Source organism: Vibrio hyugaensis (assembly GCF_002906655.1).
GTDB classification, from domain to species: domain Bacteria; phylum Pseudomonadota; class Gammaproteobacteria; order Enterobacterales; family Vibrionaceae; genus Vibrio; species Vibrio hyugaensis.
Map to the genome: position 1 here is coordinate 1,976,265 of NZ_CP025795.1, position 15,374 is coordinate 1,991,638.

12 protein-coding genes are annotated in these 15,374 nt (G+C 47.8%); 5 read left to right on the forward strand and 7 right to left on the reverse strand.

The genetic code is table 11. The annotated features are described in order from the left end of the window. Positions 1–76: 76 nt before the first annotated feature. Together C1S74_RS25855 and C1S74_RS25860 are read left to right on the forward strand one after the other, a co-directional pair. On the forward strand, positions 77–982 hold the full coding sequence (locus tag C1S74_RS25855; RefSeq protein ID WP_045398813.1) for a VirK/YbjX family protein: 906 nt from the start codon (positions 77–79) through the stop codon (positions 980–982). Between the two features lie 36 nt (positions 983–1,018). After that, positions 1,019–1,570, forward strand: a complete 552-nt coding sequence (locus tag C1S74_RS25860) for an outer membrane beta-barrel protein (RefSeq protein WP_045398814.1) — start codon at positions 1,019–1,021, stop codon at positions 1,568–1,570. Positions 1,571–1,637: 67 nt separating this feature from the next. On the opposite strand, the gene C1S74_RS25865 is transcribed toward C1S74_RS25860, so the two are convergent. The 5 genes from C1S74_RS25865 to C1S74_RS25895 form a co-directional block, all read right to left on the reverse strand. Next, positions 1,638–2,543, reverse strand: a complete 906-nt coding sequence (locus tag C1S74_RS25865) for an EamA family transporter (RefSeq protein ID WP_045398815.1) — start codon at positions 2,541–2,543, stop codon at positions 1,638–1,640. A 66-nt stretch (positions 2,544–2,609) separates the two neighbouring features. Beyond that, complete coding sequence (phnR, locus tag C1S74_RS25870; RefSeq protein ID WP_005442366.1) at positions 2,610–3,314, reverse strand: phosphonate utilization transcriptional regulator PhnR; 705 nt, start codon at positions 3,312–3,314, stop codon at positions 2,610–2,612. Positions 3,315–3,323: 9 nt separating this feature from the next. Continuing rightward, entirely contained in the window at positions 3,324–5,048 is a 1,725-nt protein-coding gene (locus C1S74_RS25875; RefSeq protein WP_045398816.1) for a putative 2-aminoethylphosphonate ABC transporter permease subunit, read from the reverse strand. An 8-nt stretch (positions 5,049–5,056) separates the two neighbouring features. Continuing rightward, positions 5,057–6,163, reverse strand: a complete 1,107-nt coding sequence (locus C1S74_RS25880; RefSeq protein WP_045398817.1) for a putative 2-aminoethylphosphonate ABC transporter ATP-binding protein — start codon at positions 6,161–6,163, stop codon at positions 5,057–5,059. Between the two features lie 1,083 nt (positions 6,164–7,246). Then, entirely contained in the window at positions 7,247–8,257 is a 1,011-nt protein-coding gene (locus tag C1S74_RS25895) for a putative 2-aminoethylphosphonate ABC transporter substrate-binding protein (RefSeq protein ID WP_005384363.1), read from the reverse strand. 266 nt (positions 8,258–8,523) lie between these two features. On the opposite strand from C1S74_RS25895, the gene phnW reads away from it, so the two are divergent. The 3 genes from phnW to phnX all read left to right on the forward strand — a co-directional run bounded on the left by phnW (position 8,524) and on the right by phnX (position 12,205). Next, complete coding sequence (gene phnW / locus C1S74_RS25900) at positions 8,524–9,627, forward strand: 2-aminoethylphosphonate--pyruvate transaminase (protein ID WP_045398818.1); 1,104 nt, start codon at positions 8,524–8,526, stop codon at positions 9,625–9,627. 26 nt (positions 9,628–9,653) lie between these two features. Next, positions 9,654–11,033 (forward strand): aspartate aminotransferase family protein, encoded by a 1,380-nt coding sequence (locus tag C1S74_RS25905; RefSeq protein ID WP_045398820.1) that lies wholly within the window; start codon positions 9,654–9,656, stop codon positions 11,031–11,033. A gap of 356 nt (positions 11,034–11,389) precedes the next feature. Then, positions 11,390–12,205, forward strand: coding sequence for a phosphonoacetaldehyde hydrolase (gene phnX, locus C1S74_RS25910; RefSeq protein WP_045398821.1), 816 nt, complete (start codon positions 11,390–11,392; stop codon positions 12,203–12,205). An 85-nt stretch (positions 12,206–12,290) separates the two neighbouring features. Here the strand turns inward: phnX and C1S74_RS25915 are convergent, their stop codons facing one another. Both C1S74_RS25915 and C1S74_RS25920 read right to left on the reverse strand, forming a co-directional pair. Next, the gene (locus C1S74_RS25915) at positions 12,291–12,653 is read right to left on the reverse strand and encodes an ATPase (protein WP_045398823.1); all 363 of its coding nucleotides are present in this window, start codon (positions 12,651–12,653) and stop codon (positions 12,291–12,293) included. Positions 12,654–12,662: 9 nt separating this feature from the next. Then, positions 12,663–15,038, reverse strand: coding sequence for a S8 family serine peptidase (locus C1S74_RS25920; RefSeq protein WP_045398824.1), 2,376 nt, complete (start codon positions 15,036–15,038; stop codon positions 12,663–12,665). Positions 15,039–15,374: the final 336 nt, after the last annotated feature.

Sequence of the window (15,374 nt, forward strand, 5' to 3'; positions counted from 1 at the left end):
TTCGACCATGACCAACAAGGCACTGCACAGATAACGAACTTAGGCTCGCCGAAAAGCCAGTCTGGAGTGAAATGACATGAATAAATCTATCCTTCATCACAGCAAAACCATTTACTCAGACGAGTACGCTGAGATCTATCACCCTATTTGGACATACCGCGCTAAGTTTATCGCGCGTGCACTGTTCTATCGCAAGTCATTCAACTATCTGGCGGACAATATTGAGGCGTCACTTCTAGAGATGCTTTGTTCTCGTACGCATCGTTTCTTAGAAAAGCCGTTTCGTCCTTACATCATCAAAAATAGCCCAGCAATCGATCGCTCTGAACTTGTGGTTGATCACTACAATACGGTGTCGAAGCTGCTCTCTTCAGAGCTGATTGAACAAATCTATACCGATGCTAAAGGCCAAACTCTGATGACATTTGAGATTGATGAGATCCTCTATACGGTTCGACTTGTTTATGAAGCTCGCTACCAAAAAGAAGGTGAGATGAGCTTGGTATTACATAGCGAAGAAGACGGAAACTTTTACACTATCTCTTTTACGCTCGGGCACGAGAATGGCGCTCGTTGCATCATGATTGGCGGCTTACAAGGTCCACGCAGTAATGAAACCAGCAGCGCAAAAATCAAAAAGCTAACACGTAAACTTTACGGTCAACGTCCAAAAAGCCTGATGGTGAGTTTGCTGACTATTCTGGCGCGAATCTGGGGTGTAGAAACAATTTTGGCGGTCAAAACCGACTCCCACACTTACGCCGCGCGACGCTACAGCAAAGGACGAATCAAAACCGACTATGACGCACTCTGGCAAGAGTTGGGCGGGATAGAGTTCGACCGGAACTTCTACTCCCTTGCGGTGAATGCCCCAAGACGTGATATCGAAGATATGTCTCGCTCAAAACGCTCGATGTATCGTCGTCGTTATGAATGGCTAGACAACACCAAAGCCACATTCGAACAAATCCTAAAAAGCTAAAAGGCTAAAAAGCCAAAGAACTAAGGAGAAAGTCACATGCGTTATTCACTCGTGACGGCTTTGGTGTTGTCGACTCTTTCATTATCAGCGCACGCAACAACCAATAAACACATTGTTGGTACAAATTTAGGATACGGCGTTGTCAATTACGATGCTCCAACAAGCGAAGAGTCCGGCGATATGTTCCTCGGTGAGGTTTACTACCGATACATGCTAACGCAAAACATTGGTATCGAAGCGGGCTTTAAAGGCGCCTTTGACGGTATCGGCTCGATACTTGTCAGCCCAATTTCTGAGGTCACGGATACCAGCTTTTCTGGGCCTAGGCTAAGTGGCTATGCGAGCTATCCACTTGGGGCAGGGTTTGAGTTGTACGGCAAAGCTGGCGTCACCGCCTACACACTGGAGTACACCTATAAAGTAAACGGGCAGAGTCGAAATATCGAGGAGTCGAGCATTGGCGGAGAAGCCGCGGCTGGTATTGGCTGGAGTTACAAACATCTTGGTTTAAATGCGGAATACGCGTATTCCAAAAACCGCGATTTTGATTCTGGCGGCGTGATGTTTGGCGCTCAAGTTCGCTTCTAACACCATCCAAATAAACAAAAAGGCAGCGATGGCCTGAGTCGCTGCCTTTTTCTTTCATCAATATGTGTCAGTTCGTCAGCGCAAGAATGATCCCCGCCACGATCGAAGTAACGCCAAGTCCTCGGGTGAGATACCATTTCTCAGACAGAAACCAAATCCCCATAAACAATCCAAACACAATGCTGATTTGCCTTAGTGCTACGACCAAGCTAACGTTGTCTGTCATGGTCATCGCAAACAGCACCAAGCCGTAGGTGGATGCCATCATTACCCCTGCCATGCTGGCGGTTTTGCGGATCTGCCACGCTGTCTTAATCTCATCTGGCTTGCCCGTAACTAAGCACCATACAAGGGCTGGAATACCAATCGCCCAAAACTGCACGCCCAAGTAGAAGATTGCACTGTACTGATCATTCAAGATCTCTGATGCTTGTCCTGTGAGTAAACTCAGCGCTTCTTTATCGACCACCGAGTAACCCGTTGTGCCTATTGCAGCAATCAATGCCCAGAACACACCGACATTCAAATAAGAGCCCAATGTCATTTGACGAAAATTCGTCAATGGCACTAGCATACAACCAAGGGTAATCAGCAAAAATCCAAGCCACTGCTGACTAGATAATTCATGCCCCAATGCCACACTGATTGCGCCGACCATCATCACAGGCAGCGCTCGAGCAATGGGATAAACCACACCCACATCTGCGTGCTTATAAGCGACAATCAAACCGACCAGATAAACCATTTGTGAAATGCCGCTAATTAACAGCAATCCCCAAAATTCACTCGGTAATGATGTCCAGCCAATGGTTGTCAAATACCAAATCAAATAAGGGGTAAGGATGAAACATGCAGAAAAGCTGGCCGCCATGGTAAACGCGAGCCCAGAGCCAGAGTTGCTTTTACCAAGGATATTCCAACCCGCATGGAGAACAGCAGAAAAAACGACGAGAACAATCGCCAACAAATCCATTTCAATGTTCCTGTCTGAATAAAATAAAGGCCCCGAGATGGAGCCTTAAATGATGAGAAAATCCACTTAACGATTGAGTTCCGCCAGAGATTCAATGCTTATGGCATCGTGTCGCCAATACTCGATATCGCAATCAATCAACTCGCCGTGTTGGTTGTAGTTGATGCGCTCCACTACCATCGCTGGTGTGCCGGCTGTCGCGCGCAATGCCTGAGCCATTTCACCCAACAAAGTACTGGTTGAAATGCGGTAGCGAATCTTTTGATACGTCACGCCATAATGATCGCGGTAAATGTCCGTCAATGAATTTGATAAATCGTAATCCAGCAGGTTCGGAAACAGCTCTGGGCGAATGTAGTTTGTTACGAAGACCACAGGTCTATCTTCGAGGTATCGCACACGGTCGACTCGGTACACGTCCGAGAAAGGCTGTAAGTCCAGCAAGCGCGCGGCTTGTTTGTTTGCCAGCGTCCCTTTTGCTGCAACCAACTCCGTTTTTGGCACACGATTTTGCGCTTTCGCCATGTTCGGGAAGTTCAGCGTTTGGGTTGGGTCATAACGCAATGGCTCAGGTGAGATAAACCAACCTCGGCGATCTTCGCGATAGATTCGACCTTCCGCTTCTAGCAGTGATAAAGCTTCACGCAGAGTGACGCGTGTAGTATCGAACGACTCCGCCAACTTACGCTCTGCTGGCAGTTTTTGACGCGGCGATAGCATGCCCGCTTCAATCTGTTCAACAATCGAATCTTTAATTTTTACGTATTGCACGAAGTGTCCTTATCTTTTGCGCCAAGCTTGTGTGCGATTCTCTAACAATTTACCCAAAGTCATCTGAACAATCTTCGCAATTGCGGCAGCAATCATGATCATCACAGCCATTGCCGCTGCAGCGCCAGTTTGACCTGCATCGTCCATATTCAGAATCGAGACCGAAGCCGGAATCGTATCGGTTGAGTAAAGGAATACTACCGCAGAAGTGGTGGTCAATGCATTAACAAACAAGTAAGTCGCAATGTCCAAAATCGCAGGTAAACACACAGGTAATGTCACTTTAAAGAACAACTTGTATTGAGGAAGCTTCACCGATGCTGCTGTGGCTTCAATCTCCGATGGCAACTGTTTTAGCGCTGTCAGGGCTGTCATGTGACCCACTGTGTAGTAATGCACTACCGTGTTAATCACCAAGAATGCCATGGTGCCATAAAGCACGTTCAGAGGATTGTTCGCATCATTGAAGTAAAAGATGTAACCCAAGCCAAGCACCATACCAGGGACCGCCATTGGCACCACGCTGAGCATTTGCATCACCTGACGAATTGGACCAAATGCACGCCCTTTCTCAATGCAATACGCACCGACGAAGATGATGGCTGTACCAATAACTGCCGTCCAACCTGCAAGAGTTAGTGAGTTGAAGAATGGACTCCAACCGTAAGTGCTCATTTCAGCAAAGTTGTAATTGTTTAACGTTAGAGCTTTGTTCCAAGGCCAGAACGTAACTAACGAGCCATACACCGCCATGCCAAGCACCGCCAGCACTGCGATAGAAATGATGCTGCAGTAAACCAAACAAATGCTGTCGCGCGCTTTGTTAGGTTCGGGCTGATAAGGCACTGAACGTGTGTCGAATAAGCTCTTTTGCTTTTTCTGAACCCAACGGTCTGCGCCGAACGCCATTATCGCAGGAAATAGAAGCATAATGCTGGTCACTGCACCCATAGCAAAGTTTTGCTGCCCCACAACTTGCTTGAAGATGTCAGTCGCCAGAACGTTGTAGCTGCCCCCAATCACTTTCGGTACACCAAAGTCCGTAATAACCAGCGTAAAGACGACGATAAGCGTACTGATCAAACCGTATTTCGCCGCAGGTAACGTCACCATAAAGAAGGTTTTGATGGGTGATGTTTTAAGTGCGCGGGCTGCTTCATACAAACGGGCATCTGAAGTGCGCAGCGAAGTGGTCAAGATCATCAATGCATGAGGGAAGGTCCAGAAAATCAAACCCATCGAGATACCGATCACACCGTAAACCGAGCTTCCTAACAGCATCTCTTTGGCAATGCCTTGATTACCAAAAAGGAAGATCAAACTGATCGCTGGTAACAACGAAGGCGCAAGAATCGGCGCAGTACCTAGAATTTGGAACAAACCTTTAAACCGCATGCATGAACGAGTCAGCGCGTAGGCATAGCCAAATGCAAGCACACCGACTACCGCGGTCACTATCACGCCCAAAGTGAAGGTGTTGCCCACCGACACCCACAAGCTTGAAGAAGAAAAGTACGTCGCAAAGTTTGCCAGACCGACAAATTCGCCATTGGCATTTTGCACACTCTTGGTCAACATTGCCCAAAGCGGCATTAAGATGAACAGCACCATCATGGTCGACAAGCCAGCGAGCAAACCAAACAACACAAGGTTGTCGCGGCTGACACGTCCGAGTAGGGATTTTGCTTTGTCTTGTGTGGTCAGGCTATTCATCGTCATTGTCTTCGCATCCATGTTTACACCTACGCTGCTAGCGCTTTATCAACCGAGGGCACGGCGTAACCATGCAACCCTTCTTCAGCAAACTGGATGTAACGTACATCGCCCGCTTTGATATTGAGTTTTTGAACCGTTTCCACAGGCACATCCACGACGATGGTTTTCGTTGAGCTGTCGTTTTGCAATACGCAATCAATGCGGAAAAACGCCCCCAGAAACTCGGTTGCCGTAACTCGCACAGGTAAAGAGTTGGTGTAGTTTTCAACGAACTTGATGCTTTCAGGACGCACCGCAAGGTCGAAGCGATCACCACGCTGAATCTTACGATTGGTCAGGCTTGGCGCTGGCATCAGGGTTTCAGCAATGCGTACTTGGGAGTCGGTTGCGACGGAGGTTTCAATAAAGTTCATGCTGCCGACGAACTCAGCGACAAAGCGAGTAGCTGGTTGTTGGTAGATCTCTTGAGGTGTGCCAACTTGCTCAATCACGCCATGATTCATTACCACGATACGATCCGCCATCGACAACGCTTCGTCCTGATCGTGCGTAACCATGATGGTCGTGATGCCGAGTTTACGTTGCAGCTTACAAATCTCGTCACGTAAGTGAACACGTACTTTTGCATCCAGCGCTGACAGCGGCTCATCCAATAACAGTAGACCCGGTGACAACGCCAATGCACGAGCCAAAGCGACACGCTGTTGTTGACCACCAGAAAGTTGGTTGGGGAATTTCTCGCCAGAGGTTGGAAGCCCAATGGTTTCTAACCAGTAATCCACCTTCTCTAGCGCTTCTTTGGTCGACATACCTTGGTTCTTCAAACCCATCGCAATATTCTCTTGCACAGTTAGGTTCGGAAACAAAGCATAAGATTGGAATACGATGCCGAAATCGCGCTTCTCTGGTGGTAGGAATGTGGTCTCTTGACCGTTTTGAAAAATCGCACCAGACGTTGGCAAGTCTAAACCTGCAATGGCACGTAGCAGAGTGGTTTTACCGCAGCCAGAAGGACCAAGAAAACAAACGAACTCGCCCTTTTCAATCGCTAGCGAGATTTTCTTTAATGCAGTGAACTGTCCGAATTGCTTCACTACATTTTCGATATTTAGGTAATGTTGGTTAGTTGACATAACACACGCTCCAAATGGTATATACCAACTTTAGTTTTGGAGTGTTACGTTCCAATGACAAATTTATAGCCAGAAGATGACAAATAGATGAAGGGAGATGAGGTTTGTTTCTACGCTTGCAACCCCCTCCAACTCCCCCTTTTCTTGGCATGGTTTGCCAGGCATTTAAACGTCGTTATCAAGGGGGAGAGCTTTCTTTGTTGCGGTAAGCTCTGTGCTTTCCCGACGTCATTCTGAAGGAGCCTAGGCGAGTATTCAGAATCTACTTGAAGCGCGTTGGTTACATTGTGAATTGAATTATCTGCGAATGCAGACCCAATCCCTCCCCTTTGAGCTCGATGTATTGAGATCTTCAGAGTTTGATACAAGGGGAGGTTAGGTGGGGTTGATGGTTTAACGTTGGGTTAGGTGTGCTTACACCCCCCTCCAACTCCCCCTTTTCTTGGCATGGTTTGCCAAGCATTTGAATGTCGTTATCAAGGGGGAGAGCTTTCTTTACTTCGGTGAGCTCAGCGCTTTCCCGACCTCATTCTGAAGGAGCCTAGGCGAGTATTCGGAATCTACTTGAAGCGCACAGTGATATTGCATTGTGAATTTAATTATCTGCGAATGTAGAACCAGTACCTCCCCTTTGAGCTCGATGTATTGAGATCTTCAGAGTTTGATACAAGGGGAGGTTAGGTGGGGTTGATGGTTTAACGTTGAGTTAGATGCTTCCAACCCCCTCCAACTCCCCCTTTTCTTGGCATGGTTTGCCAAGCATTTGAATTTGGTTATCAAGGGGGAGAGCTTTCTTTACTTCGGTGAGCTCAGCGCTTTCCCGACCTCATTCTGAAGGAGCCTAGGCGAGTATTCGGAATCTACTTGAAGCGCACAGTGATGTTGCATTGTGAATTAAATTATCTGCGAATGCAGTACCAGTCCCTCCCCTTTGAGCTGGATGTATTGAGATCTTCAGAGTTTGATACAAGGGGAGGTTAGGTGGGGTTGCTGCTTTTAGGCTTTTGACTTTCGCCTCTTACAAAGACAAAAAATCCACCTCAATCGATGTGGATTTCAGTATTCAACTCAAAGCAAATTCAATTAAGACTTTGGCTCAGATTTCGCATCAAACTTCTCAGACCATGCCGCTAGAATTTCTGCACGCTTGCTACCCATTTGCGCGAAGTCCATCTTCGCCATGTTCTCTTGAACGTTAGGGAAGTTAGATACGGTCGCTTTCACTTCTTTATGTGCAACCACTGGGTACATTTCCACGTAAAGCTCGTTTGCCGCTTTAGAGATTGACCAGTCGACAACGCGCTTCGCTGCATCAGACTCTTTTACTAGACCAACGGCTTCTGATTCCCAGCCGATGCCTTTTGGTGTGATAACCGCTAGTGGTGCACCCTGTGTTTTCAACTTCGCGCCACGGCTCGCCATCGAAATACCGATAGCCACTTCACCCATGCCCGCTTGAACACATGGCTTAGAGCCCGAGTGCGTGTAGTGTGCAATGTTCTTGTCTAGGTCACGCATGTAGTTCCATGCCTGATCTTCACCCATGTTTTGTAGCCAAGCAGAAACCTGCATGTAGCCAGTGCCTGAAGACGCTGGGTTCGGCATTGCAATGTGACCTTTGTAAACCGGCTTTGTTAGGTCTTCCCAAGACGTTGGTTTCGGTAGGTTAAGTTGTTTCGCTACCGCTTCGTTGAAACAAACTGCGTTAAAGAACGCATCGTTACCAAACCAAGCTTGGTTTGATTGAGGGTCGTTTAGGTTCGCGTGCAGCTCTTCCAAACCTTTTGGTGTGTAAGGCTTAAGAAGACCTTCATCTTTAAGCAGTGCCATTGACGAGCCAGCCAGACCCCAAACCACTTCCGCTTGAGGGTTGTTCTTTTCTGCCAGCAATTTCGCCGTCATGATACCGGTGGAATCGCGAACCCACTTAATCTTGATATCTGGGTTATCTTTCTCAAACGCAGACTTGTATTTAGCAAGAATGTCAGTTTCGAAAGCGGTGTAAACCGTGACTTCCTGTGCTGCCATTGCATTCGTAGCTAGCAGAGAGACAAGTGCAGCCAGCGATCCTTTCATCAAACGGTTTTTCATCATTTTCTCCAGTTAATTTGGCTAAGTTTTCATTTGGTCTGTACCAGTTGACGATAACCACCCTACTGAGCCTTTGTGACGAAATCATGACCATTAAATGGCAGTTTTACGAAAATTTGCGCTGAATAATTGTTCAACTGATCCGCTATTTTCTGGATATTAAAGTTTTATGAAATTGGAGATTCGCCTATTTACTGCCCTTTTCTTCCTCGCTAGAGTGAACTCGAAATTTGGTGTAGACCAATTAGCTTATTCTGATGGAAATCGAGATGAAAAACGAATACCTACTACTGACTCCAGGTCCTCTATCTACTTCTGAAACAGTACGTGAAGCCATGCTAAAAGACTGGTGTACTTGGGATGATGAATACAACAAAGACATTGTAGAAGTGATCCGCACTAAGCTTGTAAAACTGGCGACTCAACAAGACGGCTACACCAGCGTACTAATGCAAGGTAGCGGCACCGCATCAGTGGAAGCGACAATTGGTAGCGCCATTGGCAAAGATGGAAAATTGTTGGTTGTCGACAACGGTGCTTACGGTGCGCGTATCGCTCAGATCGCTGAATACCTAAATATTCCATGCCATGTAGTTTCCCCAGGCGAAACATCACAGCCACACTTGAACGAGGTGGAAACTGCATTGGCATCGGATCCTGCGATCACACACGTGGCGATTGTTCACTGTGAGACAACCACTGGCATGCTTAACCCAATTGAGGCATTTGCTTCTGCGGCAAAAGCACACGGTAAAGTCGTGATTCTCGATGCCATGTCGAGCTTTGGTGGCATTCCTATCGATATCGCAGAGCTAGGCATCGATTTTATGATCAGCTCTGCAAACAAATGTATTCAAGGCGTACCGGGCTTTGGCTTTGTGATTGCGAAACAAACTGAGCTAGAAAAGTGCCAAGGTCAGGCACGTTCTTTGAGCCTTGATCTTTACGACCAGTGGCAATGCATGGAAGTGAACCACGGCAAATGGCGTTTCACGTCTCCAACGCACACGGTTCGCGCTTTCTACCAAGCATTGTTAGAGCTGGAAAAAGAAGGCGGCATTGAGGCTCGTCATAACCGTTACCAAACTAACCAGAAAACACTGGTTGCAGGTATGCGTTCTCTGGGTTTCGAACCGCTACTGAGTGATGATCTGCACTCGCCAATCATCACTTCTTTCTACTCTCCGACGCACAGTGATTACCAATTCAAAGCGTTCTACACGCGTTTGAAAGAGCAAGGTTTTGTGATTTATCCGGGTAAAGTATCGAACGCAGATTGCTTCCGTATCGGCAACATTGGCGAAGTTTACCCAGCAGATATCGAGCGCTTAATCGGTGCAATTGAAAAAGCAATGTACTGGCAAGTTGCGTAAAGCAACCTTCTGATTGAGAGAGCGTTATGACTCAGAATATCAAACCGACCCATTTCCGCAGCGAAGGTGATGTCAACACGACACCAGCGCGCCAAGCTTGGAATGCATCGATGGACGACGAACGCACGCAAGCATTACTGAAGCGTGATTCGGAGGTCTTTCTTCATCAAGCCATGTCGACGCCTTGCTTAGATACCTTGGAAGCAGCAGAAGGCATCTACATCCAAGATGCCAAGGGCAAAAAGTACATGGACTTCCATGGTAATAACGTCCATCAGCTGGGCTACGGTCATCCGCATGTGATTAAACGTGTGCAAGAGCAAATTGCCAAACTGCCTTTTTCACCACGTCGTTTTACCAACGAGACCGCGATTGAATGCGCCGAAAAACTCACCCAAATCTGTGGCGGCGAATTGAACCGCGTGTTGTTTGCTCCGGGTGGCACATCTGCGGTTGGCATGGCACTTAAACTAGCCCGCCATATCACGGGCAACTACAAGGTGGTGTCTCTGTGGGATTCCTTCCACGGCGCATCGCTAGATGCCATCTCAGTGGGTGGCGAAGCGTGCTTCCGCCAAGGCATGGGACCATTAATGGCAGGTGTTGAGCGCATTCCACCATCGGTGTCTTATCGTGGTGCTTTCCCAGTCGCCGACGGTAGCGATGTGCATTACGCCGACTACCTTGAGTACGTAATTGAGAAAGAAGGTGGCGTGGGCGCGTTTATCGCAGAAGCGGTTCGTAATACCGACGTACAAGTGCCGAGCAAAGCCTACTGGAAACGCATCCGTGAAATCTGTGACAAACACAATGTCATGCTGATCATCGACGACATCCCTAACGGCATGGGTCGCAGCGGTGAATGGTTTACCTACCAAGCCTACGACATCGAGCCAGATATGCTCTGCATCGGTAAAGGTTTGGGTGGTGGCTTAGTGCCTATCGCAGCCATGGTGACCAAAGACAAATACAACACCGCCGAGCAAATCTCCATGGGTCACTACACTCATGAGAAAAGCCCTATCGGTTGTGCTGCGGCACTGGCAACCATGGAAGCCATTGAGCAAGACGGCTTGCTAGATAAAGCCAAAGCCGACAGCCAGTTCATGCGTGAAAAGCTGCTAGAGATGAAAGCCAAATACCCAGTGATTGGTGATGTGCGTGGCATCGGCATGTTGTGGGGCATTGAGCTGGTCACCGACTACGAAAGCAAAGCGCGCGCGTATGACGAAGCGGAAGCTGTGTTGTACCAATGCCTCAACAACGGCGTGAGCTTCAAGGTATCGCAAGGCAATGTGATTCAACTCAGCCCACCGCTGATCATAACTCGCGAACAACTGACAGAAGCGTTGGCGATCTTCGAAGAAGCGATCGCCAAAGTGTGTAAAGACTTTAACTACATTTAGGTTTTGTTGACCTTTTGAGCTGATTTTTGCAGCAGTTTGTGGGTTCTTTATGCAAGGCAGAGGCTTTGAGTTGTAGCTGTTCTACCTGATAAGCCGATAACGCAGAAGAAAGGAACCACAAACGCTGCCCGAAGGGTTCGGCTAAAAGCGTTTTACTCTTTGTTGTGAGGTGTTGTGCTTAGAATGACTAGGCTACAAACCTCTCGCCGCGATTAAAACGCTTTTATCTCGAACAAAATTTAACCGCAAAAGGTCAACAAAACCTAGAGTCAATAGACCTCAACAAAACCAATTTATCCAGAGCGCGGTTCCAACGTGAAGGCAAGCGCTCTGGCAAGCAAGAAAAAGGATTGAACATGAGCAACTCACCAATTCAAGCAGTGATCTTTGACTGGGCTGGTACTATCGTCGATTTCGGCTCTTTTGCGCCAACCAGTATCTTTGTAGAGGCGTTCAAGCAAGGCTTTGATTTTAATATCGACCTTGAAGAAGCGCGTGAACCAATGGGGCTTGGTAAGTGGGATCACATCCAAGCTGTGGGTCGTATTCCTGCTGTTGATAAACGCTGGAATGAGAAGTTTGGTCGCTCAATGACTAGCGAAGACATTGACGCTATCTACGCAGCATTTATGCCTCTGCAAAAAGCAAAAGTGGCTGATCATGCAGAGCCTATCTTAAATGCGATTGAAGTTGTGAACGGTCTGAAAGACAAAGGCATCAAGATCGGTTCTTGTTCTGGTTACCCTCGCGAAGTGATGGACGTATTGATTCCAGTGGCAGCGGATTACGGCTACAAACCAGATTACGTAGTAGCAACGGATGACCTGCCTCAAGGTGGTCGCCCTGCACCATTTATGGCACTGAAGAACGTGATTGAGCTGAATGTAACCGACGTTAACGCGTGTATCAAAGTGGATGACGCCGCACCGGGCATTGATGAAGGTCACAACGCCGGTATGTGGACCGTTGGTCTGCTGCTTTCTGGTAACGAAGCCGGTCTGACGTTTAAAGAGTACCAAACTGCGGATGAAGCAACGCTTAATGCCGCTCGTGAAAAAGCCCGTGCAAAATTGCTCAAGAGCTCGCCGCACTACCTCATTGACACCATTGCTGACTTCCCTGAAGTGGTTGCAGATATCGAATGTCGCCTAGCGGCAGGTGAGCGTCCTTAGTCTTCATCTTCCACCAATAAATGAAACAAACGCCCCTTACGTGAGGGGCGTTTTTCTTTTTGGCACTATCTTATGGAGGTTTGGCTTATTGAAGCGTACTTCCGTTAGATAGCAGCTTTCTTGTCGGCTCTTGCTCGGTGTATTCGACCGCATCGTGATCGGCGAGCTTCTCGACTTCCGCCTGTTCACCCACCACAACCAACACGTGTTGTTTCACCAGAGCGTCGACCACTTCAATGTTGTGCTGACGAAGAAGCGCTCTCACTTCGCTCTCTTTTCCTTCATGATACTTAACAAAGTAACGCGCAGGTTGCTGCTCGGCTTGATCTTGGCGTTCATCCACGAGAGGAAATCCTTGATTGTTTGCCAAGCTGCTTGAGCTAAGTCCGATTGCCAATAGTGCGGTAGCGCCTACCGCAGACAAAGAAAGTAAGGTCAACTTCTTCATAGTCACTCCTTATTGAAAGGTCAGAGTCCAACTGTTGATGGTGCCTGTGTCTCTTCTGGCATTGTCCACCGCTTTAAGTTCCCATGTGCCTTGTGATTCAAAACCAGAGAAATCCGCTTGGAAACTGGTTTTAATGTCGTTCGCACCACCACCCGCATTGTCGTGCAGTACTACTTGACCACCGTCAGGTGACGTTAGCGTGACACGAAGATCGCCAATGTAGGTGTGAGTGATATCCAAGTCGATAGTCACTGAGCCTGCATCACCAGAGCGAGCCACATCCAATGGGCTTACGATACCCGCAGAGCTGTTGTCAGGAATCGCTACTGCATTCGAGTTGGTGTAGCTAGAAGGAGCAGAACCGCCACCTGATGAGTCGCCCGAGCCGTTATGCGCTGCCACAAGAGAAACACCAGAGTACGCGCTGTAGCCGTAAACTAATACTTCATATTGCCCTGCGCCAGATACGTTCAAGCTACAGCTTTCGCCATTACCGCCCGCCCATGAACGACAGTCGTAAGTGCTGGTGCTTGGTGTGCCGTTAAAGCGCACGTAAAGATCAGAATCACCAGAGCCACCACTCATGTTGAATGTCGCTTGCGTTGCATCTGCAGGGACGTCAAACACAAATACTGTGCTTGATTTGCTGCCGCCAGAAAGCTGCGTTTTCGCCACACCACTTTCGAGAACGTTGTCGTTGCCAGAACCACCGCCATCTTGACCATTACAGCCTGCGTCTAGGTATTGTTTCGCTGCTTCAGCATTCACAAGGCCATGACCAGTGCGGTTATCACGACCCGTTACGTCGATGTCCGTTGCTGTCTTGATCAGTGCATTACGTACTTGCGCTGCAGTACAAGTTGGATGGTAGCTCCACACTAGACCTGCAACACCGGTTACGTGCGGCGTCGCCATCGAAGTACCGTTGTAGTACTCGTAGTCTTCACCCTTGGTGGTCGATACAGTGATGTCTTGACCAACATAGCCCAACAGCTCCTGACCGAAGGCACGATCAACCGTCACCGACACAATACGCGCCGCGTTGTTCTGATCGACAAGGAAAGGATTCTGCAAGCCCGGTAGCTCGGAGTTACTGTACACAATCGCCGCACTTGCGCCTGCGTTGTAACATGCTTGAACTGCATCGATTTCTGGGTAGTTGCCTGATGATTGGTTACCTACACGCTCAGTCAAACAGATCTTGCCCGACATATCGCCACAGCTGAAGCTGCTACCGGATACGTCACAGCTTGCTAGTGTCGCCGTGATAGAACCTGCAACCGGATCAGGACCGTAACTGCCGCCAGATTGGATCAAACGGTTATGAGGAACAATGCCACGCTCAAACTGGCTGGCACCGTTCAAGCGAATGTCTGAAAGCTTACCCTCGCCCACTGTCACCGTAGACAGAATTGCTACGCCCGGACCTGCGATTTCAACTTGGTCTGTCGCTTGAGAGAACGCCGCGTGATCACGCTTATCATCCACCGCCGCAACTGACATTACTGAATCGTAAGATGCTGGGTAGCTGTGCGCAGTGTTACCATCGTTACCCGCAGCGGCAATCAGCAGCACACCTTGGTCATAAATGGTTTGCAATGCGTTTTTCTCCGTCACACTCGATTGGCTACCACCAAGGCTCATGTTGACTACGTTCGCGCCGTTGTCAGCACAAGTTTGTACCGCTTTCACCAAGCTGGATGAATAACCCCAACCCGCTTCATTGAACACCTTAACGATGTGCAAATTCACGTTTTGGTTTGGCATAACACCTTTGATGCCTTCCGTGTTGGCAATCGCGGCAATCGTACCTGCTACGTGTGTACCGTGAGCGTTGTTATTCCCCGGAACACTCCAAGAACCAGTACCGCTGTCGTTTGTACCCGACACTCGGTTACCACTCAGATCGTTGTGCGCCAGATCGTAACCCGAGTCAATGATACACACGGTGCGATTACCTGCATTTGAGTCATCCAGAAGCTGAGCGTTCACCGCCTCATAGCCCCAAGGGATAGTCTCACTTAACAGATAACGCGGTGGGTCAATTTCAACGTATTCCACATCGCTGCGGTTACGTAATTGCCCCAACTCCGAGTCTTCCATCTCCACGCTGTAGATCGCGCGGTTTCCTAGCTTTTCCACTTTAAGCGCTTTGAGCTGATCTAATACCGACTCTTGCGCGATGCGTGGCCCCCAGAATGAGTTCCCACCCAATGCTGAGGGACTGGACGTATCTTCTTTAAATTTGACGATGTATTTGGTCGGCAAGTTAGATTCGTCGAACCCCGTTAGAGGAGCCGCATGCGCTGACATCGAAAATGTCAGTGCTACTGCAACGGCAGACAATGAAAACAAGCCATTTAATTTAGTTGTTGTGTGATGCATTTGCTCTATTCCTTGTTGAGCTGATTTTTATTCACTTTTTACTCATGAAAAGTCATTCAAACCTCATTAACATGAGTTATTCAGCTATAGGTTATTTGTTAAAAAATCCAAATAATTCATTTTATGAATACATAATTGTTAATAAAAGATCATTTAATAAACAGAAATAGTGAACATTTAGAATCAACCAATTTACTTATAAAGCAATTACTTATTAACAATAAAAGTGCATGTTAAATTAATGTTAGTGAGTAATTATTCTAGATTTTATAAAATTATTCTATTTACCAAATCTATTGAAATACGATTGCGGTACCAAAATTGACAATTTGAATA